At 40.1% G+C, this 22,048-nt stretch carries 21 protein-coding genes and 1 other RNA gene; 14 read left to right on the plus strand and 8 right to left on the minus strand.

Annotated elements, in window-relative coordinates; translation table 11 throughout:
- Nucleotides 1-81: 81 nt before the first annotated feature.
- The 3 genes from ffs (at nt 82) to ACRRSQ_RS01315 (ending at nt 3,870) form a co-directional block, all read left to right on the plus strand.
- Nucleotides 82-178, plus strand: an RNA gene (ffs, locus tag ACRRSQ_RS01305) — signal recognition particle sRNA small type.
- Nucleotides 179-421: 243 nt separating this feature from the next.
- On the plus strand, nt 422-1,945 hold the full coding sequence (locus tag ACRRSQ_RS01310) for a substrate-binding periplasmic protein (RefSeq protein WP_440873877.1): 1,524 nt from the start codon (nt 422-424) through the stop codon (nt 1,943-1,945).
- 236 nt (nt 1,946-2,181) lie between these two features.
- The gene (locus ACRRSQ_RS01315) at nt 2,182-3,870 is read left to right on the plus strand and encodes a methyl-accepting chemotaxis protein (protein ID WP_440873878.1); all 1,689 of its coding nucleotides are present in this window, start codon (nt 2,182-2,184) and stop codon (nt 3,868-3,870) included.
- Nucleotides 3,871-4,195: 325 nt separating this feature from the next.
- On the opposite strand, the gene ACRRSQ_RS01320 is transcribed toward ACRRSQ_RS01315, so the two are convergent.
- Nucleotides 4,196-4,351, minus strand: a complete 156-nt coding sequence (locus ACRRSQ_RS01320; RefSeq protein WP_440873879.1) for a hypothetical protein — start codon at nt 4,349-4,351, stop codon at nt 4,196-4,198.
- Nucleotides 4,352-4,565: 214 nt separating this feature from the next.
- Nucleotides 4,566-5,507 carry a tRNA-dihydrouridine synthase gene (locus ACRRSQ_RS01325; protein WP_440873880.1) on the minus strand — a complete coding sequence of 314 codons (942 nt, stop codon included), beginning with the start codon at nt 5,505-5,507 and terminating at the stop codon, nt 4,566-4,568.
- A 180-nt stretch (nt 5,508-5,687) separates the two neighbouring features.
- Between ACRRSQ_RS01325 and ACRRSQ_RS01330 the strand changes: the two genes are divergently transcribed.
- The 8 genes from ACRRSQ_RS01330 to ACRRSQ_RS01365 all read left to right on the plus strand — a co-directional run bounded on the left by ACRRSQ_RS01330 (nt 5,688) and on the right by ACRRSQ_RS01365 (nt 13,747).
- Complete coding sequence (locus ACRRSQ_RS01330) at nt 5,688-6,176, plus strand: HvfA family oxazolone/thioamide-modified RiPP metallophore (RefSeq protein ID WP_440873881.1); 489 nt, start codon at nt 5,688-5,690, stop codon at nt 6,174-6,176.
- A gap of 158 nt (nt 6,177-6,334) precedes the next feature.
- Nucleotides 6,335-6,457: a hypothetical protein gene (locus tag ACRRSQ_RS01335; RefSeq protein WP_440873882.1), complete on the plus strand. Its 123-nt coding sequence runs from the start codon at nt 6,335-6,337 to the stop codon at nt 6,455-6,457.
- A gap of 19 nt (nt 6,458-6,476) precedes the next feature.
- Nucleotides 6,477-6,860, plus strand: a complete 384-nt coding sequence (locus ACRRSQ_RS01340; RefSeq protein ID WP_440873883.1) for a response regulator — start codon at nt 6,477-6,479, stop codon at nt 6,858-6,860.
- A gap of 54 nt (nt 6,861-6,914) precedes the next feature.
- Nucleotides 6,915-7,460, plus strand: coding sequence for an adenine phosphoribosyltransferase (gene apt, locus ACRRSQ_RS01345; protein ID WP_440873884.1), 546 nt, complete (start codon nt 6,915-6,917; stop codon nt 7,458-7,460).
- Between the two features lie 9 nt (nt 7,461-7,469).
- Entirely contained in the window at nt 7,470-9,749 is a 2,280-nt protein-coding gene (gene dnaX / locus ACRRSQ_RS01350) for a DNA polymerase III subunit gamma/tau (RefSeq protein WP_440873885.1), read from the plus strand.
- A gap of 85 nt (nt 9,750-9,834) precedes the next feature.
- Nucleotides 9,835-10,164: a YbaB/EbfC family nucleoid-associated protein gene (locus ACRRSQ_RS01355; RefSeq protein WP_440874252.1), complete on the plus strand. Its 330-nt coding sequence runs from the start codon at nt 9,835-9,837 to the stop codon at nt 10,162-10,164.
- A 233-nt stretch (nt 10,165-10,397) separates the two neighbouring features.
- A complete protein-coding gene (locus tag ACRRSQ_RS01360) occupies nt 10,398-12,776 on the plus strand; it encodes a TonB-dependent receptor (protein ID WP_440873886.1) in 2,379 nt (792 codons plus the stop codon).
- A 98-nt stretch (nt 12,777-12,874) separates the two neighbouring features.
- On the plus strand, nt 12,875-13,747 hold the full coding sequence (locus ACRRSQ_RS01365) for a hypothetical protein (RefSeq protein WP_440873887.1): 873 nt from the start codon (nt 12,875-12,877) through the stop codon (nt 13,745-13,747).
- 39 nt (nt 13,748-13,786) lie between these two features.
- Here ACRRSQ_RS01365 and ACRRSQ_RS01370 read toward each other — a convergent pair whose 3' ends face one another.
- The 6 genes from ACRRSQ_RS01370 to ACRRSQ_RS01395 are packed head-to-tail and all read right to left on the minus strand — an operon-like array spanning nt 13,787 to nt 19,953.
- Nucleotides 13,787-16,051, minus strand: a complete 2,265-nt coding sequence (locus ACRRSQ_RS01370) for a molybdopterin cofactor-binding domain-containing protein (RefSeq protein ID WP_440873888.1) — start codon at nt 16,049-16,051, stop codon at nt 13,787-13,789.
- Complete coding sequence (locus tag ACRRSQ_RS01375; RefSeq protein WP_440873889.1) at nt 16,051-16,512, minus strand: (2Fe-2S)-binding protein; 462 nt, start codon at nt 16,510-16,512, stop codon at nt 16,051-16,053. Before ACRRSQ_RS01375 ends, ACRRSQ_RS01370 begins: the two co-directional genes overlap by 1 nt.
- Nucleotides 16,513-16,556: 44 nt before the next feature.
- On the minus strand, nt 16,557-17,174 hold the full coding sequence (locus tag ACRRSQ_RS01380; protein ID WP_440873890.1) for a nucleotidyltransferase family protein: 618 nt from the start codon (nt 17,172-17,174) through the stop codon (nt 16,557-16,559).
- Between the two features lie 12 nt (nt 17,175-17,186).
- On the minus strand, nt 17,187-18,269 hold the full coding sequence (locus tag ACRRSQ_RS01385; protein ID WP_440873891.1) for an XdhC family protein: 1,083 nt from the start codon (nt 18,267-18,269) through the stop codon (nt 17,187-17,189).
- Nucleotides 18,269-18,739, minus strand: coding sequence for a Fe-S cluster assembly sulfur transfer protein SufU (gene sufU / locus ACRRSQ_RS01390; protein ID WP_440873892.1), 471 nt, complete (start codon nt 18,737-18,739; stop codon nt 18,269-18,271). Before sufU ends, ACRRSQ_RS01385 begins: the two co-directional genes overlap by 1 nt.
- A complete protein-coding gene (locus ACRRSQ_RS01395; protein ID WP_440873893.1) occupies nt 18,736-19,953 on the minus strand; it encodes an aminotransferase class V-fold PLP-dependent enzyme in 1,218 nt (405 codons plus the stop codon). The genes sufU and ACRRSQ_RS01395 overlap by 4 nt, the downstream gene beginning before the upstream one ends.
- Before the next feature lie 332 nt (nt 19,954-20,285).
- On the opposite strand from ACRRSQ_RS01395, the gene ACRRSQ_RS01400 reads away from it, so the two are divergent.
- From ACRRSQ_RS01400 to ACRRSQ_RS01410, 3 genes are read left to right on the plus strand one after another with little or no spacing between them, the layout of a single operon-like run.
- Complete coding sequence (locus ACRRSQ_RS01400) at nt 20,286-20,849, plus strand: DUF2878 domain-containing protein (RefSeq protein ID WP_440873894.1); 564 nt, start codon at nt 20,286-20,288, stop codon at nt 20,847-20,849.
- On the plus strand, nt 20,842-21,489 hold the full coding sequence (locus ACRRSQ_RS01405; RefSeq protein WP_440873895.1) for a chalcone isomerase family protein: 648 nt from the start codon (nt 20,842-20,844) through the stop codon (nt 21,487-21,489). The genes ACRRSQ_RS01400 and ACRRSQ_RS01405 overlap by 8 nt, the downstream gene beginning before the upstream one ends.
- Nucleotides 21,486-22,046, plus strand: a complete 561-nt coding sequence (locus tag ACRRSQ_RS01410) for a DUF3833 domain-containing protein (RefSeq protein WP_440873896.1) — start codon at nt 21,486-21,488, stop codon at nt 22,044-22,046. The genes ACRRSQ_RS01405 and ACRRSQ_RS01410 overlap by 4 nt, the downstream gene beginning before the upstream one ends.
- Nucleotides 22,047-22,048 lie beyond the last annotated feature (2 nt).

Below are 22,048 nucleotides of genomic sequence, written 5' to 3' on the forward strand. Positions count from 1 at the left end.
TTGCAACCTATAGAATGATTCGCGATAATCAGCGGCGCTTATTAGTGCTGAACAGCCTGATAAGTCATTCTATGGTGACCCTTTCGGTCCCTTCGCAATGATACTCTGTGAACTCGGCCAGGTCCGGAAGGAAGCAACCGCAGCAGACGACTCATGTGCCGAGGTGTGGCTGATTGGGTTGCCACCCAACTATCTTCTTTTATCAAAACATTCATCATATTTTTTAGTAACTTGGTATTTTGCTATTGCTATCTATAAAAAATCTTGTCTATCTGCTCATAATTCATTCGTTTAAATTCCCTTTTAAAACAATAAGAAACATAACTTTTAACGTTTAACCTTGTTTGTATTTAGTTAAAAATGCTTTTCTCATATGCTCAACTCTGTATTATTTAAGTATCGTAGTTTTGGATGTTGGTCGATGCTCCGCATTTTTATTATTTGTTTTTACCTCATTTTTGTTAGCTTCGCGCAAGCTAATAATAAGCCAGTGCTTACTGTAGTGAGTGAAGAATGGCTAGGGGTAACAAATGCAGATGGCACCGGGACCTATTGGGATATCATTAAAGCGGTATATAGTGATTCTTACCAGTTAAAGTTGAAAACTATGCCATGGCCTCGCGCGATGAGTTTGGTGGAAAAAGGCAAAGCAGACATCTTAGTAGGGGTCTACGCTAACAACGGTGGCCATTTATTATTTTCTAATCAACATATAGATACTGAATACCCCGTTTATTTTTTACATGACAATCAAAATATTCGCGTGCGTCATGTTGATGAGCTGGCAAACAAATTAGTTGCTGGTCGCAGAGGTTGGGGCTTAGAAAAACACTTACCTAGCAGTACAAGTTTTTATGGTGTTGATGATATTCGCAATATTTCTCGCTTGATTGCCAATAAACGCATCGATGGTGCATTAACTTATAGCTATAACCTACATTTAGCTGATCCCAAATCATCATTAGCAACCGTTGAATTAATTCCTGCGATGCCTTTACATATTGCATTTAGCCCGAATGAACAAGGTCATAGACTAAAAGCTATATTCGAACAACAAATGCCTAAATTACTAGAAAATGACTTGTTAAAACATTTTTTTGCCTCACCTGAAGATTACCATCATGCAAACTTAATTGACGCAGCAGCGACACGTAAGCAGGTTAATTGGCATGTGATCTCTAAAACGTTCAATAAAAACACGAAAAAACTTGAAGCAATGCCGTGGGAGGTTTTTACAAGTGAATATATTGCAAGCCAAGTTAACGAATTTAAGTTTGATCTTAAAATTAATAATTATAAAGAGACTAAAAAACAGCTGCTCCAGACACCTGGTAGCTGCGCCATTAACGTTCGAAAACCTGAGCAACTAAATAACAACATTCTTTACTCAAATGCTTTTCACGCTTTTTTAGCTCCGCGACTTTTTATTGCCAAAGACAGTTTATTAGAAAACCAAATTTCAGCACTTTTGGCAGATGGTAAACTTAATATTATGCAATTGTTGCGTCATCATGTAACTTTGCGCCTTGCAGTTAAAGACAGTTTTGGTCTTGAAAACAACGTACGAGAATTGGTTGGCTCAGAACTGTCAAATCGAATAATAACGGTAGATAAAAAAAATTATGATCGTTTATCTAATATGCTTGTACAACAACGTATCGATGCGTTAATTGTTTTACCGGCGTTATTAGATTCAGAAAGTAATTTGCTTGGCACAGAGCCGTTGACGAGTTATGCACTTAAGCCTGCATTAGGTAAGACGCTACTAACCTATATTGCCTGCTCTAATGATGATGTTGGCCGCCAAGTAATTAAAGCCATTAATAACCTGCTAAGTGATGAAAAGCATCAAAAAGCAATATATATGCCTCGTATAAAGCAAATGGAAGCACAAACGGCTAAGGTATATGAAAAGATATTAAAGCTAACTTTATTGCCGCAATAATCAAGTTGAGCCCAAATATTTTAATAGTAAAATATTGAGCTGAAATGGTTCAAAGTTTCGGTAATGATTATGCTTCTCAATTCACTATTTTTCTTCAACTGCCATTATGTTTGTTAATGAAAAGTAAAAACAAATCCTAAAATTGACTGTTTAAAAAAAATACAAACATATCTCCGCCAATATTTAAATTTCCTGCCATACTGAAAGTGAACTGAATGTTTGTTACTGGGGGGCCTATGATCAAATTGACGGTTAAAAAACGCATTCTCTTGCTAGCTATCGCACCAATAACAATTTTAATATTTATTTTAATGGTTGTAGTAAGTCAGCAATTAACTGCTTTAGGTGAAAAAGAAGTGGTTAAAATTAAAGAGTCAATGCTGAAAGAAAAAAGAGAGTCATTGAAAAATTATGTCGATATTGCCTTGTCTTCGGTTGAACCTTTGCTTAATCAAAGTGACATTTCAATAGCTGAAATGAAAGAGTTAGTTGCACATCAACTGCGAACTATTCGATTTGGTGAGCTAAAAGATGGCTATATTTTTGGTTATCAGTTTGATGGCGTCAACGTTATTATGGGACCAAAACCTCAACTGGAAGGTAAGAACCTTTATGATCTAAAAGATCCTGATGGTGTCATGGTGATTAAAGAATTAATTGACCGTGCAAAAGAAGGCGGTGGTTTTTTGGAGTACCAATGGAACAAACCGTCTAAAAAAACGGAAGTAACCAAACTGAGTTATGCGCGAGCGATTGATAAGTTTCAATGGATGATGGGAACCGGTTTTTATATCGATGATATAGATGATGAAATTGCCAAAACGAAAATAGAAGTTAATGAAAATATTAAACAATCGTTAATTATTATCGCCGTACTTGGTGTCATTTTAGTGATATTAATCGTATTGCTCAGTTCATACATTTCAGGGCGGATCACAAAACCATTAAGCGATACCGCTGAAGCTCTTGACGATATTAGTCAGGGGGATGGTGATTTAACCCAACGATTGAGAGTACGTGCCGATGATGAAATTGGCAGTGTCTCTAAAGGTTTCAATTTATTTGTCGAAAAAATACATACGTCCATTTCTGAATTAAAATCTGGGGTAGAAGAGTTAACTAAGTCAACCGCTCGTATGGATAAAGTTGTTGTTAATACAAACTTAAATACCGATAAACAAAATGTAGAAACAACACAAGCTGCAACAGCTATTCATCAAATGGCTGCTTCTGCACAAGAGGTCGCTTCAAGTGCGTCTGGCGCTGCCGATGCAGCAAGAGAAGCTGATTCTGAAGCGTCAAAAGGCCAACAAATTGTTGAAGATACTATTGATTCAATTGCCAGTTTATCGACTGAAATTATTGGCGCTGCAGAAGTGATTAATCAACTAAGCAGCGATGCTGATCAAATAGGCAGCGTCTTAAACGTGATTAAAGATATTGCCGATCAAACCAACTTATTAGCGCTAAACGCTGCCATTGAAGCAGCCCGTGCTGGTGAACTTGGTAGAGGATTTTCTGTTGTTGCCGACGAAGTTAGAACACTTGCCAATCGAACCCAACAAAGTACTGAAGAAATTCAAGAAATGATTGAGCGACTGCAAAAAGGGGCTGGTCAAGCGGTGGTGGTTATGGAAAGCAGCCAAGAACAAGGACGTGTTACTGTTGATATGGCATCGAATGCGAGAAGCTCGCTTGAAGTGATTACTGAGTCGGTAAGTGTTATCAACGATATGAATACTCAAATTGCGACTGCTGCTGAACAGCAAACCTCGGTCGCTAATGAAATTAGCCAAAATGTTCAACAGGTTGCCGATATTGCCGCTGAATCGTCTGAAAATGTTGCTGAACTAACGGAAACTTCAACGGAGCTGTCTGAACTTGAACATAAACTTGCGAGTATCGTTGCGCAATTTAAATTGTAGTTGCTGAACATTTTAATTTCGACGTATACGCCGCGCTAAGTAAAACTACTTAGCGTGGCGTTTTTATTTGATGTACTGAACTGCCTCGTTCTACATTTTTCGACATTTCAAACTAGTTAATACCAGCACTATAAGGGGGTACGAGTTACTCGCTAACTTTAGCGTTTTTATCGCAAGATTGAGCTAATTAAATGAAAATAACGAAGGCATTAAAAAAGCTTTCAAATATCATGGTGAATAGATAATTATGAAAGCTTTTTTGAAAATTGATTAGCAAATAACGATAGATATCAGCATGCTGTGCTCTGAATATCGTTAGCTTAAACTAATTGTAACCTAAAACGAAACACGTACTGGTGTCGTCATTTAATTCGTATCCACATGCTAAATTGGCAGAGCTTGAATTTTGTTGCTCGTTGGTTGTTTCAATATGGTCGTTGTTGGTTGTTGATAAATCTGTTTGTGTGGTTACGTTATTCATTTGTATTCACCTGAGTTATTGCTAAACATTTAATTTGCTATATAAAAGTGCTTTAGTTAAAGCATGGCGCAATAGTAAATCCAAATATAAAAACGCTATAGTTGAACAAAGTAAAACGATGTATCAAAGTGTACGGAGAGGTCGTTTTTTAGTGTTTTTGTTACAAGTGCTAGGTGAATTATTGGCAATGATAAATGCGATTGTATTTACAGTATTATCTGTGCACTACCGCGAGAATTTCATCTTTATTTTTCATTAATTTGATGTCTTGAAATAACTGTTCGGCTTCAGGGAACTGCAACCGTAAATATCGCAACCATTGCTTTAAACGGCTGGAGAAATAAAAGCTTTTATCTCCCATTAGTTCCCGCTCGCTGTATTCTTGTATTAGGGTTTTCATCGTTTGCCAATTCATGGGGGCTTCGTTATTTTTGGTCACATTGGCTAAATTGGGTAAAGCAAGAGCGCCTCGGCCCAACATGATATTTGAAGTGCCGGTGATTTTTTTACAATTTTCAGCGTCTTGATAACTCCAAATCTCACCATTTGCCACAACCGGAATAGACAATCGTTCAGTTATTTTTGTAATGTACTGCCAATGGGCAGGCGCTTTATATCCCTGCAACTTGGTACGTGCATGCACACTTAACATATCTGCTTTTGCAGAGTCTATTGCAGAGACAACATCTTCTAATAAACTTGTATCGTCGTAACCTAAGCGAATTTTAACAGATACAGGCTGGCGGCTATCAACGGCAGCCCTAACGGCACAAACAATTTGATAAATTCTTTCCGGATCTTTAAGCAGTACTGCACCACCTTTACTTTTATTCACGGTTTTAGCTGGGCAGCCAAAATTAAGATCAATACCATGCGAGCCCATTTCAGTTGCACGTACTGCATTTTCTGCCATCCAAGGTGGATTTTGGCCAAGCAGCTGCATTCGCAATGGCGTATTAGCAGAAGTCACCGCGCCAACGCTAAGCTCAGGGCATACTTTATTGAAAATATGTCTAGGTACAAGTGAGTCAACCACGCGAACAAATTCAGTAATACATAAATCGTAACAGTTTATTGAAGTGAGCAAATCTCGCATCAAGGCATCTAATACGCCTTCCATGGGCGCAAGTAGCACCATGTTTTCAAAGTTTTTCATAAGTTTAAGGTGAATTTTTTTACTTGGTCGTGTTAAATTTAAGCGCTAGAATTAGCTTATGCCCCTAGTGTAAATGAAAAAACTGTGAAAAGTTGAAATTTTATTGCTATACCTTGGGTCTTTGTAAAAAGTTACGTTATGTTAAATGTGATGATCAAATAAACATTGGAAGGATAAAACATGAATCTTATAAAAAAATCTAAAATTTCAGCATTATTGGCACTTGTGTCATTAGCACTCGTTGCTTCACTACCAGCAAAAGCCGAAGTTAATCCTTTTGCTTCTGTTGATCAAGTTAACTTTGTTGCCCATGATCACAAAGATAAATGTGGTGAAGGCAAGTGCGGCGAAGGTAAAGCCAAAGCCAAAGGCAAATGCGGCGAAGGCAAGTGTGGCGAAGGTAAAGCTAAAGCCAAAGGTAAATGTGGCGAAGGCAAATGCGGTGAAGGTAAAGCTAAAGGTAAATGTGGCGAAGGCAAGTGCGGCGAAGGTAAAGCTAAAGCCAAAGGTAAGTGTGGCGAAGGCAAATGTGGTGAAGGTAAAGCCAAAGGCAAATGTGGCGAAGGCAAATGCGGTGAAGGCAAAGCCATGAAAAAAGGTAAATGTGGCGAAGGTAAAGCTAAGAAAAAAGGTAAGTGTGGCGAAGGTAAATGTGGTGAAGGTAAATAACAGTTACGCCTAACTAAACTTAAACGGGCGTTCAGCCCGTTTTTCTTTTCTAAAGAAGCAACGTTGATTTCATTGATCTAGATCAAGTTTTTCTGTTCAATCGGCTATTTTTCAGCTAGAATGCGCGCCTTTCATTCTGTAGTGTAAGGTCCACAAAAATGTCAAACCACGAAAACTTTAAAGACTCTAGTTCAAAGCGTCACTTGTTTGGTGCAATACTCGCTTTGTTTGCTATGCCATTATTACCTATGTTGATGGGTTGGTTTACGGTATTGTCTTAATCAGACCTGAAATAGAAAAATGCAAATATTAATTGTTGATGATAATAATCCGGTATTAGAACACATTCAGTCACTTTTGATTGAACGTGGCTTTGAAAGTGTTACCGCATCAAATGGTTTAGACGGCCTTGAAAAAGCGCAACAAAGCCATTATCAGTTAATTATCATCGACCATTTAATGCCAATTATGAATGGCTTTCAATTAGCAAAAAATCTTCGCCAAAATCCCAATACGGCACAAACACCGATTTTATTTATGAGTACACAAGATATTGGTGTGATTAAAAATACCGCGGAAGCTGCTTTGGTTAATGCGTTAATTACTAAACCAATAGATGAAAATGAATTTATTTCTCATGTTTATCGTTTGTTAGATCAAAATACTCAACATCAGTCACTATAAAAACATCTCGAATTGCTTTATTCTTTAACAATCTAGAATTACTATTTGTTAAAAATGAATCATCAACAAACAACCCTTCTTAAAAGCGCAGTACACACCATTGAAAATTACCCGTCAGAGGGCATCATGTTTCGCGACGTTACCGGAATTTTAGATGATGGCGAAGCGTTTAAATTATCGATTGACCTACTGAGCGAAAAGTTTGCAAATTGTGGTTTTACTAAAGTTGTTGGCACCGAAGCAAGAGGCTTTTTGTTTGGTGCGCCTTTAGCACTAGCACTAAATATTGGTTTTGTGCCGGTCCGTAAGCCGGGTAAGCTTCCACGAGCAACGTTTGCCCAAAGCTATCAACTTGAATACGGTCATGATACGTTAGAAATTCATCAAGACGCTCTAACCGCCGACGATAAAGTATTGATCATCGATGACTTACTTGCCACAGGTGGCACCATAGAAGCAACTACCGCATTAATTAGAAAACTTGGCGCAACAGTAGCCGATGCGGGTTTTATCATTTCATTACCTGATTTGGGCGGCGAAAAACGTTTAGCAGATTTAGGCTTAGCGGTAACATCGTTAATTCAATACGAAGGTGAGTAGGAAAACATCATGAGTTATCAGGTATTAGCCAGAAAATGGCGCCCGAAAAATTTTGAACAATTGGTAGGGCAAGAGCATGTTGTTACTGTATTGGTTAATGCATTAAGCCAACAACGTTTACATCATGCCTATTTGTTTACTGGTACTCGTGGTGTAGGTAAAACAACAATTGCGCGTATTTTTGCTAAAAGTTTAAATTGCGAGCAAGGCATAAGCGCTACGCCATGTGGTGTGTGTGATACTTGTGTAGATATTGACCAAGGGCGTTTTGTTGATTTATTAGAAATTGATGCCGCATCTCGTACTAAGGTTGACGATACGCGCGAGATTTTAGATAACGTGCAATACGCGCCTAGCCGTGGTCGCTATAAAGTGTATTTGATTGATGAAGTGCATATGCTGTCTCGTAGCAGCTTCAATGCCTTGTTAAAAACACTGGAAGAGCCACCAGAGCACGTTAAGTTTATTTTGGCGACAACAGATCCGCAAAAGTTACCTGTTACGGTCTTGTCGCGCTGTTTACAGTTTCATTTAAAAGCCTTAACGGTTACGCAAATTGAGTCGAAACTTGAGCAAATATTGCAAGATGAGCAAGTAACTCACGAAGCGGGCACATTAACTTTATTAGCAAAAGCTGCTCGCGGCAGTATGCGCGATTCATTAAGTTTAACTGACCAAGCTATCGCGCAAGGACAAGGCGCATTAAACATTGCTAATATTCAGCAAATGCTTGGTGGGATTGACCAAAACTGGCCTTTTAAAATTCTCATTCACTTGGTTAAACAAGACGCGCAAGCGTTGATGCAATTGTCACAAGAAATCGCCTCATTTGCGCCAAGTTATAGCCGACTGTTAGCTGAACTTATTCAATTGCTACATCAAGTTGCATTAGCGCAAGTTGTTCAGCATCATTTTGATTTATCGCCAGAGCATGAAATATTATTGCAAAAGCTTTGTCAGGCAATGTCGCCTGAAGATGTGCAACTTTATTATCAAATCGCATTAAACGGCCGTAAAGATTTACCTTATGCGTGTGATGAACAAGCCGCTTTTGACATGGTATTACTACGCTTACTTGCCTTTAAACCTATGGCACAGGTTGATGCAAATACATCAGATACCGCTCAGCAAACAACGCAAGTTAGCTTTGATGACGTTGAACTAAAAGCTAGCAATGTTAATACCTCATCTATAAAAGCTGCGCCAACAGAGGCAGTGCATGCCGATGAAATAAAGCCAGTCGAACAAACATCAATACAACCAATGCCAGCTCAGCCGAGCAATGAAAATGCTGACGCGACTGTAAATCAAACATTAGATGACCTTGATGCGCAATTGCGAGATGTTGAGCAATTAGCGCAGCAACATGGTCATGTTATGCCAAATGCTGAAAATACCCCCTTGGCAGAGCCGCAAGTTGAACAAGCGATTGAGCAACCACATGCAGCAGGACTAGAAGATGACATGTTTGCTAACGCACCTGTGCAAGAGCCAATGTCGGCAGCTAATGCTGAATTAGCGCCAGAGCTTGAGAATAATCATCATCAGCCAACTGAGTTTGAAAATAATGCGATAGCTCAACCCGAGCATCAGGCTCAACAAGTTCAAGCAAAAGAAAATCCTGTTCAGCCGATAGCGCAACAACAGGCTAACTCGGCAGCGAGCTATAAATCACCAATTGAAGCGGCTTTAGCGACTAGAAATATGCTGAGAAGTCGAAAAAAGCAGTTGGAGAAAGACTCAAAAAAGTCTAGTGGCGTCTCAGGGCGTCAAACTCAACAAGACGCACCTTTGGCAGATGAAACGGCAACACAAGACAACAAACCTCAGGTGCCCGATATTAACACCATACCTGAGCAGCCATTTAGCCCTGAAATTATCGACCCAACGGTTATTCGTTCTGCTAACCAAGTCGACAAATGGGCGAATATGATTGACGCCATGTCGTTAATTGCCCGCGTTAGGCAACTGGCATTGCATGCAACAATCGATGAAAGTTCAACGGATGATATTTTAAGATTGAAACTGGATCAGTCAATTAAACATTTAAATTCTGATGCCGCGCACAAGCAACTAGAAGCAAGTTTAAGTGAATATTTAGGACGCTCTATTTTAGTTGAGCTTGAGATCGTTGAAAAAACGGTTGCAGATCCATATCAAATTCAAGCACATATTAATGACAAACGTTTAGATTATGCCAAAGAGCTGATTAAATCAGACCCAGTTGTTGTGCAATTAGTTGAGCAATTTCAAGCTCAGATTGATGAAGATTCAATTCAGCCACTATAACTGTTACTTGAATTTTTTCGCAGAAGCCACTAAGGTGGCGACATAGAAAGTTTTACCCTTATATTTTGTAGTTAGCATAGGAATTATTATGATGAAAGGTGGCATGGGCAACTTAATGAAACAAGCCCAACAAATGCAAGCAAAAATGCAAAAAGCGCAAGAAGAATTAGCGCAAATGGAAGTTGTTGGTGAGTCTGGTGCTGGTATGGTTAAAGTAACTATGACAGGCAGCCACAGTGTTCGTCGCGTCGACATTGACGAAAGTTTAATGGAAGACGAAAAAGAAATGATCGAAGACTTAGTTGCTGCAGCTTTTAACGATGCCGTACGTCGTGTTGAAGAACAAAACAAAGAAAAGATGGGCGCGTTAACTGGCGGTATGCAATTACCTCCGGGCATGAAAATGCCGTTTTAACAACGACTTCTTTTAAAAAAGCGCCTTAAGGCGCTTTTTTTTTGCTATGGTTACAAGGAGGCTTTTATTAATAATATTTAGCCGTTTCAAGATACAGCTGCTTTCATTGTGATTTACTCTTTTTTTCGTCAATCGTGTGATGAAAAGAGTAAAGGAAATTGTGCCTTAATTGCCGCCGTAAGCGTACACAAGTTAACCATTTACAAAACTAACTAGTACAAAAGGGAGATAAAGTGAATAAACAACATACGCGTTTATTACGTTTAGTCTTATATGTACTTTTATCTTCATTCACACAAGCGGTATTTGCTCAACAAACTAAAAATAGTGAAAGTGCTATTGAGGTGATTACGGTAACAGCGCAAAAGCGCTCAGAACCCTTGTCAGAAGTTCCAGTGGCTGTGTCAGTATTAACAAGTGAGCAAATAGATGCCGCATTTGCTAACAATATTGAAAACTTACAATCTCTTGTTCCATCGTTAAGTTACCGAAAAGGCAATACCAATCGAAACTCTGCGCTTACGGTTCGAGGCATAGGTACGATTTCATTTAGTATCGCAGCAGAACCTAGTGTTTCAACCGTGGTTGACGGTGTAGTACTTGGGCGTTCAGGACAGGCGTTTTCATATTTATATGACCTCGATCGGGTTGAAGTATTGCGCGGGCCACAAGGCACACTCTTTGGAAAAAATGCCTCTGCAGGCGTACTTAATATTACCACTAAGCGTCCGACAAGCAGTAATGAAGGCATGGTTGAGGCAAGCGTATTTCAAGGTAGCGAGTACCGCTTACGGGCAAAGTTTCAGGGTGAGCTTAACGATGATTTAGCAGCAAGTTTATTTGTTGGTAAATCAAGTTATCAAGGAAACTTAGATAACACTTTTAATCAACAAGCAATTAACGGATACGAAAGCAAAGGCCTACGTGCCATGTTTGATTATGTTGTTAGCGACAATACTAATGCGCTATTTACCGTTGAACTAAACGATGCTGATGACGACTGTTGTGCGGATATTGAAGGTTTACCTAGCGGAAGAAATCCTGACTCTGCTGCTGTACCTGACAGTGAAGGCATAGTTGACGGTGTTGCCGATTTTGACCTACAACAGCGACAAGTAGATCACGATTTTACCACTCGTACTTTAGATAATACCAAAGCGTTTTCTGCTTTATTCGATACTGAACTAGGCGACTACTCACTGACCTCTATTACCGCCTTTCGTCAGTGGAAAAATACCGAATACCGAGAGGGTGATTTTACCTCAATTGGCGGCTTAGCCAGTGAACCTGTCTTTGCAGTGCCTTTTCAACTGCACGATGTTGGTCCGCAAACATGGCGGCAGTTGTCACAAGAATTAAGACTTGCCTCACAAGTCGGCGAAAGCTTTGATTGGCAAGCAGGGCTGTTTTTTTGGCAAATGGATGCTAAACGCAGTTTTACCCGAGCGGCTAGCTGCCAAAATAACAATGGCCAATTAGCGCAGTCGATTAGGCATTATTTAATCACTAATAACATTAATCAGTCTCCGTCTGCGCAAGATATTGCAGACGTTATTGAACAAGAAAATATTAGCTGCAATGCCAATGATATTGTGAGTGCGACGGCAAATATGACAACAAAATTTAATAATTGGGCAATATTTGGCGATGGCAAGTATCAGCTAACAGAAGATTTTCGTCTATTGTTTGGCGGGCGTTATACTTTTGATAAAGTCAGTTATAGCCATCAAAGAACAAATCACGACGTTTATGGCAGAAAAGGCGTTGGCGTTCGAGAAGCTGCATTAAATACTGATTATGTCGGAAGTACCGACAATAATAATATTTCAGTAAAACTTGGCGGGCAGTACGATTTGACTAACGCTAGTATGCTCTATGGAACCTATTCTCAAGGCTACAAAGGGCCTGGTTTCAACGTGTTTTATAATATGCATGACAAAGATCGGCGGCCAATCAAAGAAGAAAGCTCGGACGCTTTTGAATTAGGCCTTAAGTATTTTGACCAAGCGTTAATGCTCAATATCGCCGCTTTTAAAACCTGCATCTCTGGCTTTCAAGCCAATAATTTTGATGACTCTGATGGCACAACAATTACGCGCTTAACCAATGCCGGTGACGTCTCTACCCAAGGTATCGAGCTTGATTTTATGTGGCAGGCAAATGATGCGCTTAGTTTGTCTGGTGGTTTGGCGTTAGTTGATGCGCAAATAGATAAATTTTATTGCCCCAAAGATAAGCAATGTACCGAGCGTTCGGGCTTGCCTGTACCGTATTCTCCAGATGTGAAGTATTCGATAAATGCTGATTACATTACGGAATTTGAGGTGGCGACTTTATTGTTAAATGCTAATTATGTTTATACCGACCAACAAGTGGCAAGCTTACCAAACGATAACGGCGAGTATAGCCCTGCGGTTATTTTACCTGACTACGCCATTGTAAATGCCAGCCTAACGCTGTCGTTTAATGAAGATAAGTACCGAGTATCCATTATTGGAAAAAATTTAACAGATGAACACTATTATTCAAGCTATAGCGGCGACAACTTTCGTTATCAAGTTGCCCGTGATGCGGATCGCTATTTTGGCGCTCAGCTACAAATGCACTTTTAAGTTAAGTGTCTGTGCTTAATTGATATCTTTGTATATGATGTAAATAAGTTAGCCATCTTTAACAGTGAATTGTATTCGGTATGAACATAGGGCAATAAATGAAGGCATGTCGAGGTGAATTTTTTGCGATTGTTTTATTATGTTGCTCGTTCTTTAGCGCAGCAGAAAACGTGTTCACCTATAAAAGTTCAGAAAGTGGCTTTGATGTTCGCTTTCAATACGAATATCAGTTATTAAAGTTGGCACTTGAAAAAACTACTGCTGAATTTGGCCCTTTTATTTTAAAACCGAGTCCAGCGATGAATTTCACTCGCGCAATAAATAGTTTAGATAGTGATCAATATCCCAATTTTTTTATGTTGGCTTCTTACAATCAGTCACTTCCTAATGGGTTGTCTTATATACCATTTCCAGCGCAAAGGGGCATAATGGGCTATCGCGTTTTTATTACTTCTGAAAGCGGGGAAAATACGCTTAAACAGATAGACACCTTTGACCAGCTAAAACGTTTATCTCTTGTGCAAGGCGAAGGTTGGTCAGACGTCACTATTTTAAGAGAGAATGGTTTTAGTGTAAGCACTTTGTCTAACTACTCAAGCTTATTCTGGTTTGTTGCGCACAACCGCGCCAATTTATTCCCTCGTGCAATTAGTGAATACCGTGATGAATTTTTGCGATTCAAAACTCATATTCCAACACTAAGGTTAGACCAAAAATTTGCATTGCATTATCCTTTTCCTCGTTTTTTTTATACGCGCAGTAAGAACTTAAATGGTTTGCGCCGAATAGAGAAAGGGCTAAATATAGCGTGGCAAGATGGTTCATTTATGCAGCTTTGGCAAGACTTTTACCTTGATATGATAAATGAAGCAGACCTCAACAACCGCATTATTTTTGAGTTGGAAAATTCTGCAGCGCCTAGTTTTCCGAGAAATATTGACCAATACATGTATAAAATTAATTCACAGTAACTTTAGATGCTTGCACTAAGGTTACTGTGAATTGTAAAGCTAAATAATGCCTTGTTTAGCTAAGGGTAGCTCTCTATAACGCTTGCCCGTTGCTGCAAAAATTGCATTGCAAATTGCCGGCGCGATAGGGGGAACACCCGGCTCGCCAACACCACCAGGAGGCGCATCGCTGTTAATTATTGCGACATCAATCGTGGGAACTTCACCGATTCGTACTAACGGATAATCGTCAAAGTTTCCTTGGTCAATAACGCCATCAGTCGCCGTTACCTCGCCATATAAGGTTAGCGATAGTGCAAAGATTGCCGCTCCTTCCATTTGTGAAATAACTCTTTCTGGATTGACGATCGTGCCACAATCGGCCGCGATAAAAATATTATCAATTGAGATTTTTCCCAGCTCATTACTGCTGACTTCAACAATGCTCGCCACATATGAGGTAAAGCTGCGATGCACTGCGATGCCAAAACCTTTGCCCTTACCAGGGTTGTCTTGATAGTTTGCTTGTTGTTTAACGGTTTTTATCACATTTTTAAAGCGGGCGATATCAATGGGATATTCATCTAGGCTTTCACCATAGTTGCCATACTTTGCGTTATCTTTGTTGGGATTAACGTTACGGTCTTTACCCAATAATTGCAGCAGGTTATCAACCGGATCTAGCTTTCGCTGATAGGCTATTTCGTCAACAAACGAGCTAATGGCAAATGCGTGGTTGATATTGGTCACTGAGCGAAGCCAGCCTATGCGCGTATGTGCTGGCGCCTCGGCGACATCACATTTAATTGCACCAATATCGAAGGGCATGTCTATCATGCCTAAACTTGCTTCCGAGCCAATAAGTTTTGCTTTGGTATTAAACGTTGCGCCAATCGGTTGTGTAGCACTCGTGTGGTGCCATGCGTTAACGTTATTGTTATCGTCGATACCTGCGGTGAGCTTTTGATAACTGATCGCGTGGTAATAGCCATTTTTTATTTCATCTTCACGCGTCCACAATACTTTTATCGGCAGATTAAGTTTTTTCGATAAAACTGCTGCTTCAACAACAAAGTCAGGTTTCGACTTTCGCCCAAAACCACCACCAAGCAGTGTGACATTGACGCTAACATTTTCTGGCGCAATATCTAATGTTTTAGCAACCACATTTTGTGCTGACTGGGGCGTTTGGGTACAAGCCCAAATTTCTATTTTGCCGTCTTGATAATCAGCCGTTGCTGCGGGTGGCTCCATTGGTGAATGTATTAGCGCAGGTACGTAGTAATCGGCGGTTAATACTTTTTTGGCGTTGGTTAAATTAAGGTGCACATCGCCTTTTTCGCGTAAGGTTTTTTTAGGCTTTTCGCAACTTAACTGTAACGCAGCTTTATAGTCACTCGACTGATATTGGCTATGGCGTTCATTTACCTGCCATTGAATATCTAATAGTTCTCGCCCTTTAGTTGCCGCCCAAGTATTGGTGGCAATAACCGCAATGCCGCCAAGTGCTTTAAAGGCGACGGGCTCTTTAATGTCGTCGAGTTTAATAACATGTTTTACCCCTTTAACCGCCAACGCTTTAGTGGCGTCAAAACTTTTAACTGTACTTGCCAATACTGGTGGGCGAGCAATAACGGCATAAAGCATATTTTCTCGTTCAACGTCAAAACCGTAAACAGCTTTGCCTGTGGCTATGTCGTAGTTATCAACTAACTTAATGTTTTTATTGCCAATAAAATTATAGTCTTCTTTGTTTTTTAAGGTTAACGTCGACTTGTCAGGCAAGGGCAGCTTGGCAGCAATATCAACGAGTTCGCCAAAACTGACTATCTTCTCACTCGGTATATGATGAATATTTCCTGCTTTTGCTTGGCATTCTTTTACCGGCACTTGCCATAATTGCGCCGCAGCTTGCTCTAGCATAAGCTTCGCGGTAGCGCCTGCTTCTCTTAATGGTTGATAAAAGTCGCGAATAGAACGTGAACCATCGGTATTTTGGCTGCCATATTTTTTATCACCTAAACCTTGTATTACCTTAATTTGTTGCCAATTGGCTTCAAGTTCATCGGCAACAACCATTGGAATACTGGTACGAATACCTTGCCCCATTTCCGAGCGGTGCACTATTACAGCAACGCTATTATCGTGGTTAATTTCCAAGTAGACACTGGGTGAAAACTTTTCAGCGGGCACGGTTTGAGCAATTGCTTTTGGCAATAAAGAAAGTTGCGGTAAATTAATGCTCAACACCAAAGCAGAAGAGGAAATACCTAGACCCTTTAAAAATTTACGGCGGCTCACATTATTAATTTTTTTATTATTCATTATTTCTCTCCGCTAATTTCGGTAGCTAAATGAATCGCTTGTTTGATACGCGGATAGGTACCGCAGCGGCATATATTGCCACTCATCGCTTGTGTTATATCACTGTCGTTAGGACTGGCATTACTGGCTAATAAAGCTGCAGCGCTCATCATTTGTCCTGATTGACAATAACCACATTGCGGTACATTTAACGATTGCCATGCTTGCTGCACTGGGTGATCGCCATGCTCAGATAAACCTTCAATGGTAGTAATTTTGCTGTCAGCTAAGCTTGAAATGGGTAATAAACATGACCGCGTTGCCATGCCATCGATATGAACGGTGCAAGCACCACACAAACCTTTGCCACAGCCATATTTGGTACCGGTATATTTTAAAATATCTCTAAGAACCCAAAGTAGTGGCATGTCGCCATCTTCATCAACTTGATGGGTTATACCATTAATGTTTAAGGTGATCATGTCTGTCTCCGCTTGTTGTTAGTTGCAGGTATTAGTTGCTTGTATTAGTTGCTTGTTTTAATTAATTGTTGATTAAATTTTTGTAATTGTTGTGGTGTATCTATGTCGTCAAAAGCTTTGGCCAATGAATGAAACTGACAATTGTCTATGGCTTGTTTGATAATTGATTTTGCCCCTTGTTTACCAGAGAGCTGAGTTAATTGGCTAAAGTAGGTTTTTGGGAAAATAACCGGCGGTCCGAAATTCTCATCATTGTCTTGGCACAGGTGAATTTTGTCTGGGGCATTTTGCCAACAATTGATCAACGCGATTAAATCATGACTTGTTAACCGCCATTGATCGACTTGCATAAACAATAGCGCTTGGTAATCGTTTTCAAGCTGCTGAGTGGCATAAGCAATTGAACTTGCTAAACCTTGTTTAAAAGCTGCATTGATGTGCAAGGTGATTGGTAGTTGCTTAAGCTCCTGTGCCATGGTTTTAGCACGAAAGCCTAATACGCAGTGACTAGCAAAACCTGTGTTAACTAACGAATTTGCTTGCACCGTGAGCAAACTTTCACCAGCAACATCAATGAGCTGCTTAGGTTGCCCTAAGCGTTTTGACTCGCCCGCCGCCAGTAATACCAGCGCAATACGTTTATCTTTATTTTCTTGCAGCATCTTTATCTTGCCTTATTTAGATTGAAGGTCGGGATGATGATCTAGATGAAAGTGCTGCTGAATTTGCGCGACAATCGATAAAGCTATTGCTTGTGGGCTTCTCCCGCCAATTGCTAAACCAATAGGTCCGTACACTTGTCCTTGTACATCGCTATGACAAATGCCTAGCTCTTTAAATATTTTGTCGCGGCGACTTGCTGGGCCAAGTAAACCAATATAGGAGATATTTGCGCGTAAGCCGTTTGCTAAAAATTGGCTATCAAACACGAGATTGTGGCTCATGATAACGAGTGCGTCGGTTTGCGCTAAATCGTCATTACTCAAATGCTCTGCACGGAGTTTTTGCTTGTGCTGACACTGCTTGAAACAGTCTTGGTTTAAGTATTGATTTCTGTGATCAATTAAATGAATGCGCCAACCTAACTCAGCTGCTATTGCGACTAACGGCTGGGCGTCAGGGCCCGCGCCGCATATTGTTACGCTAATAGGAGGGGTGACCTTAATATCGATGTATTGATCAGTGATTGATACGGGGTGATGTTTTTCTGCGCTAAGATCTTTAACGGTTGAGTTTTTTAGGTTATTGCTTTTTTGATTGTTACTTATGCTCAGTGCTTCTTGAGGAATAAATTGTCCAAAGCCAATTCCACATTCAACGCTAAGCTCAGCAGCAGTATCTTCAAGATGGAAGTTGTTTGGAATACTTTGTCGATAAACCCCACTTTCTCTTTTGTTGATGGCGGCGAGTAATTGTCCAAACTCAAGGTGATTATTCTCAACCGTTAATGGCTGTAATAGTAAGGTGATAATTCCGTCGCAGCCTAAACCTAGGCCCCACAATAATTCTGCATCAGCTTTTAAATCGTAATGCAGTAACTGTACTTTATTTTGTTGTAATACGTTTTTGGCATGCAGAGCAATATCGGCTTCTAAACAGCCACCGCTTAATAAGCCAGTGCATTCACCTTGCTCTGAAATTAACATCATGGTGCCTGCTTTACGATACGTCGGACCCTGCGTTTTAATAATGGTTGCCAAAATAAATGATTGTTGGCAATTAAATGCCTTAGCAAGTGCTAACCAGTTTTCTTGCATTAGCCTAATTCCTTTATTTTGGGGCTGTCTGAATTAAAAAATTTTGACTCAATTAGCGTAGTTAACGTTTGCCAAGGTAAAAGGGCGCATTGTAAACGCACGGGGTACTGTTTAACGCCATTTAACGGCGCGAGGCTGTTCACTAAGGTGTCTTTATTAATAAGTGCTTGGCTTGTTTGCTTGATAAAATTAAATGCTTGGTGAAATGATAGCCCTAAAATGCTTTGACATAATATCGACGCCGACGCACGACATATGGCACAGCTGTCACCTGAAAAGGCGATATCAGAAATATGTTGGTGATCGCAGCTGATCATCAGGTTAATTTCGTCGCCGCAAAAAGCGTTTTCGCCCAATTGTTGTTGGTCGACTTTAATTACCTTTTCAAACCCTATTGGGGTTTGATGATGCGTTAACATCGCTTGTTGGTATAGCGCTGTGGTTGAGGCTTTACTTTCTGTTGTTGTCATAATTTTCCTAACGACCAAAACAGTTGGCATTGTTTAAGTGCTGAGATTAGCGCGTCGATATCATTTTTGTCGTTATAAAGTCCGAGCGATACCCGCACTGAGCTTTTTATTCCTAGGTATTGGTGTAGTGGCTGTGCACAATGGTGGCCGACACGAACAGCAATATTGTACTCATCGAGCAGGGTTGCTACATCGTGGCTATGAATACCTTTAACGCTAAAGCTGACAATGCTGGTTTGCCTTGCTGGTGAGATCAACTCGATAAAAGGTAAGCTAACGAGTTGTTGATGTAAGTATTCGCTAAGTACTTCGATATGTTGCGTAATCGCACTTTTTCCTATCGCCTCTAAATAATTAATGGCACTGGACAATGCAGCAATGCTTGCACTTGATAAGCTGCCTGCCTCTAATTTTTTCAATGTATTGATATAATTGCACGATTGCTCCGTGACTTTTTCTACAATGCCACCACCGAGCACAACGGGCGAGATTTCTGCGATATGTTGCTTATTGACGTATAACACCCCGCAACCGGTACCCGCATAAATTTTATGACCTGAAAATGCGTAAAAATCACATCCGATATCTTGCACATCAATGTGCTGGTGCGCCGCTGCTTGCGCGCCATCAACGAGAACTGGAATATGATACTGTTGGGCAAGCTTGCAAATTTGTTTTACGGGATTCGTGGTGCCGAGAACATTTGATACATGGTTGATGGCGATTAGGCTAATATTGGGTGTTAGGGCTTGTTCAAACGCCTGCATATCGAGGGTACGTTCATTGTTTAATCCAATTATTTGTAAACTAGCTCCTGTTTGCTGACAGAGTTGTTGCCAAGGTAAAAAGTTAGCATGATGTTCGGCTTGGCTAATAATAATCGTATTGTTTGCTGTTAATTTTTGTTTGATAAAGCCTTGTGCGATAAAGTTGATCGCTTGGCTTGTTCCTGAGCAGAAGCAAATTTCGTCTGCTGACTGTGCGCCGATAAAGTGTTTAACTTGAACTCGCGCTTCTTCAATATTGTTTGTGGCTTGTTGACTCAGTTGATATAAACCACGATGGCTGTTCGCATGGCAGGTTGTTAAGTATTGATAGCTACTTTGTGCCACAATTTCAGGTACTAAGCAGGTAGCCGCACTATCAAAATAATGTAGATTTCTTTGTTCTGGTAAAGAAAATACTGGAAAATCTTTTTTCCATAAATTGTCCATTATGCTCATCTTCTGCTTGGTCTTTTCATTGAATTTTTTTTGTTGAGTTATTGTTACTGGGTAACTATTTTTTAAAAACCTTTGCCCTGGGGTACTACCTTTTTATACATCATACCTTTGGTGGTGTTACTTTGTTTTTAGGGTAAAGGTCTAGTCGCTAGCTAAAAATTAATGTCAGTAAATATGTCAATCTAACCACTTAATTGTTGATTTTCACCAATATTAAGAGGTGTGAACATGTAAATTATGCTGAATTTTTAACTGCAATTGATCCAAGATTGACCATGTTCCCGTATTACTAACATAGCAGTTGATTGGTTTAGTGGGGCTTTATGACGATAAACCACGCATTGTGGTTAAATTTAATCGCATTTAATTTGATTTGGTTTGCGCTGGTGTTATTGGGCAATACCTTTGTTATTCCTGCCTTGGTTTGGCTAGTTGCGCATCTGTATTTTTCTGGTCAGGCTAAAGCGGAAACTCTGTTGATACTAAGCGTCAGCGCCATTGGTATTGGCTTAGATAACCTATTGACTGATCTTGCTGTTTTTAATTTTTCAGACAGTAATCGTGGCGAGCACTTTAATACACTAAACGCTTTTTTAACGTCGGTTGGCATTGATACGCCAATTTGGCTAATGGCCTTATGGCTGTGCTTTTCAGCCACTATTGCCCACAGTCTTAAGTTCTTACACCATAAAACAGCTTGGCAATTTATTGCTGGCGGCGTTTTTGCGCCACTAAGTTACCTTGCCGGGCACCACTTAGGTGCGGTTGATTTTGGCTATTCAAACATAGTGACCGTGCTGTTACTTAGCCTAGTTTGGGCACCATTAATGTGTCTGTTTTTTGCTTTATTAGGCATTATTTTTCAACAGGAAAAAACTCATGTTTAAACTCATTTTATGCTTGGTATTAATTGCGCTTGCTAAAACCTTGAGTGCGCAAGCAATTGTGCAATCAGGCAATACTGGCGACTTTAGCGAGGCTTCTGCAAATTTAGCTATTAAGACCTCATCAATGAACCAGAGGCTTGATACACTTGGCGGCGCTGAAACATTGGAAACTTTGCACAATGTTGCTGACGTGGTTGAACATTATCAATTTAATGAAATCGGTAAGGCTAAGTTTAGCGTTTTGTTTTGGGATATTTATCAAAGCACCTTGTTTGCGAAAGGGCAGGAGTATACATATTTCGACCACAATCAGCCGGTAATGCTAAAAATTAATTATTTAAAAGATATTAGTAAAGATGAACTTATCGAGCGCACCGCAGAGCAATGGCAACACCTTGGTATTGAATCGGCTGATGTTGCCGATTATACCAAAGCGTTAGCAAAGCTGTGGCCAAATATTCAAGCAGGAGATTCCTTGGCACTATTACTCGATAGCCAAAGCAGCACCTTTTATTATAATGACCAATTCCTAGGGCAAGGGCCTAATGGTAGCTTTGGTCGTGTTTTTCTCGATATTTGGCTTTCGCCCAACACCAGCCAACCTAAATTACGTCAGCAATTGTTAGGAGCTGTAAGATGAAAATTTTTATTGAAGATAAAAAATTACTCACTGCTTTTAGTTTAACCTTGCTGGTGAGTAGTTGCTCAACTGATATTAATCACTACCAAGATGCTCAACCAAAGTTTGATGTGAAAACATATTTTCAGGGTGATGTTATCGCCTATGGCATGGTGCAAGATTATCAGCACAAAGTAACACGGCGGTTTTGTGTTGAAATTAATGGCTCATGGCAGGGTAATCAAGGCCTGCTGGCAGAAACCTTTTATTTTAATGACGGCGAGATAAGTTACCGAAATTGGCAGTTGACTAAACTTGAAAATGGCTATTATCAAGGCACTGCAGAAGATGTTGTTGGCAGTGCTTATGGTCAGCAGCAAGGTTTTGCTTTTCATTGGCAATATCAGCTTATTGTGCCCGTGGGGGATAGCAGCTATCAATTTATGATGGACGATTGGATGTATCAGTTAGATGAGCACCGAGTCGTTAATCGCACCGCCATGAAAAAATTGGGGCTGACGGTGGCAGAAGTTACCTTGTTTTTTGATAAGCAAAGTCCGCAAACGCGCTGCCGCTAAAA

It is taken from the genome of Thalassotalea sp. PLHSN55, assembly GCF_052030545.1.
Classification (GTDB): domain Bacteria; phylum Pseudomonadota; class Gammaproteobacteria; order Enterobacterales; family Alteromonadaceae; genus CANMXU01.

Excerpts from the sequence above, each read along its gene's own strand:
- ACRRSQ_RS01385 (WP_440873891.1), bottom strand. The coding sequence starts at position 18,269 with ATGCAAGAAAACTGGTTAGCACTTGCTAAGGCATTTAATTGCCAACAA.
- ACRRSQ_RS01315 (WP_440873878.1), top strand. The coding sequence starts at position 2,182 with ATGATCAAATTGACGGTTAAAAAACGCATTCTCTTGCTAGCTATCGCA.
- ACRRSQ_RS01370 (WP_440873888.1), bottom strand. The coding sequence starts at position 16,051 with ATGAATAATAAAAAAATTAATAATGTGAGCCGCCGTAAATTTTTAAAG.
- dnaX (WP_440873885.1), top strand. The coding sequence starts at position 7,470 with ATGAGTTATCAGGTATTAGCCAGAAAATGGCGCCCGAAAAATTTTGAA.
- ACRRSQ_RS01340 (WP_440873883.1), top strand. The coding sequence starts at position 6,477 with ATGCAAATATTAATTGTTGATGATAATAATCCGGTATTAGAACACATT.
- ACRRSQ_RS01330 (WP_440873881.1), top strand. The coding sequence starts at position 5,688 with ATGAATCTTATAAAAAAATCTAAAATTTCAGCATTATTGGCACTTGTG.
- sufU (WP_440873892.1), bottom strand. The coding sequence starts at position 18,739 with ATGACAACAACAGAAAGTAAAGCCTCAACCACAGCGCTATACCAACAA.
- ACRRSQ_RS01375 (WP_440873889.1), bottom strand. The coding sequence starts at position 16,512 with ATGATCACCTTAAACATTAATGGTATAACCCATCAAGTTGATGAAGAT.
- ACRRSQ_RS01320 (WP_440873879.1), bottom strand. The coding sequence starts at position 4,351 with ATGAATAACGTAACCACACAAACAGATTTATCAACAACCAACAACGAC.
- ACRRSQ_RS01410 (WP_440873896.1), top strand. The coding sequence starts at position 21,486 with ATGAAAATTTTTATTGAAGATAAAAAATTACTCACTGCTTTTAGTTTA.
- ACRRSQ_RS01335 (WP_440873882.1), top strand. The coding sequence starts at position 6,335 with ATGTCAAACCACGAAAACTTTAAAGACTCTAGTTCAAAGCGTCACTTG.
- ACRRSQ_RS01405 (WP_440873895.1), top strand. The coding sequence starts at position 20,842 with ATGTTTAAACTCATTTTATGCTTGGTATTAATTGCGCTTGCTAAAACC.
- ACRRSQ_RS01325 (WP_440873880.1), bottom strand. The coding sequence starts at position 5,507 with ATGAAAAACTTTGAAAACATGGTGCTACTTGCGCCCATGGAAGGCGTA.
- ACRRSQ_RS01365 (WP_440873887.1), top strand. The coding sequence starts at position 12,875 with ATGAAGGCATGTCGAGGTGAATTTTTTGCGATTGTTTTATTATGTTGC.
- ACRRSQ_RS01380 (WP_440873890.1), bottom strand. The coding sequence starts at position 17,174 with ATGCTGCAAGAAAATAAAGATAAACGTATTGCGCTGGTATTACTGGCG.
- ACRRSQ_RS01395 (WP_440873893.1), bottom strand. The coding sequence starts at position 19,953 with ATGGACAATTTATGGAAAAAAGATTTTCCAGTATTTTCTTTACCAGAA.
- apt (WP_440873884.1), top strand. The coding sequence starts at position 6,915 with ATGAATCATCAACAAACAACCCTTCTTAAAAGCGCAGTACACACCATT.
- ACRRSQ_RS01310 (WP_440873877.1), top strand. The coding sequence starts at position 422 with ATGCTCCGCATTTTTATTATTTGTTTTTACCTCATTTTTGTTAGCTTC.
- ACRRSQ_RS01400 (WP_440873894.1), top strand. The coding sequence starts at position 20,286 with ATGACGATAAACCACGCATTGTGGTTAAATTTAATCGCATTTAATTTG.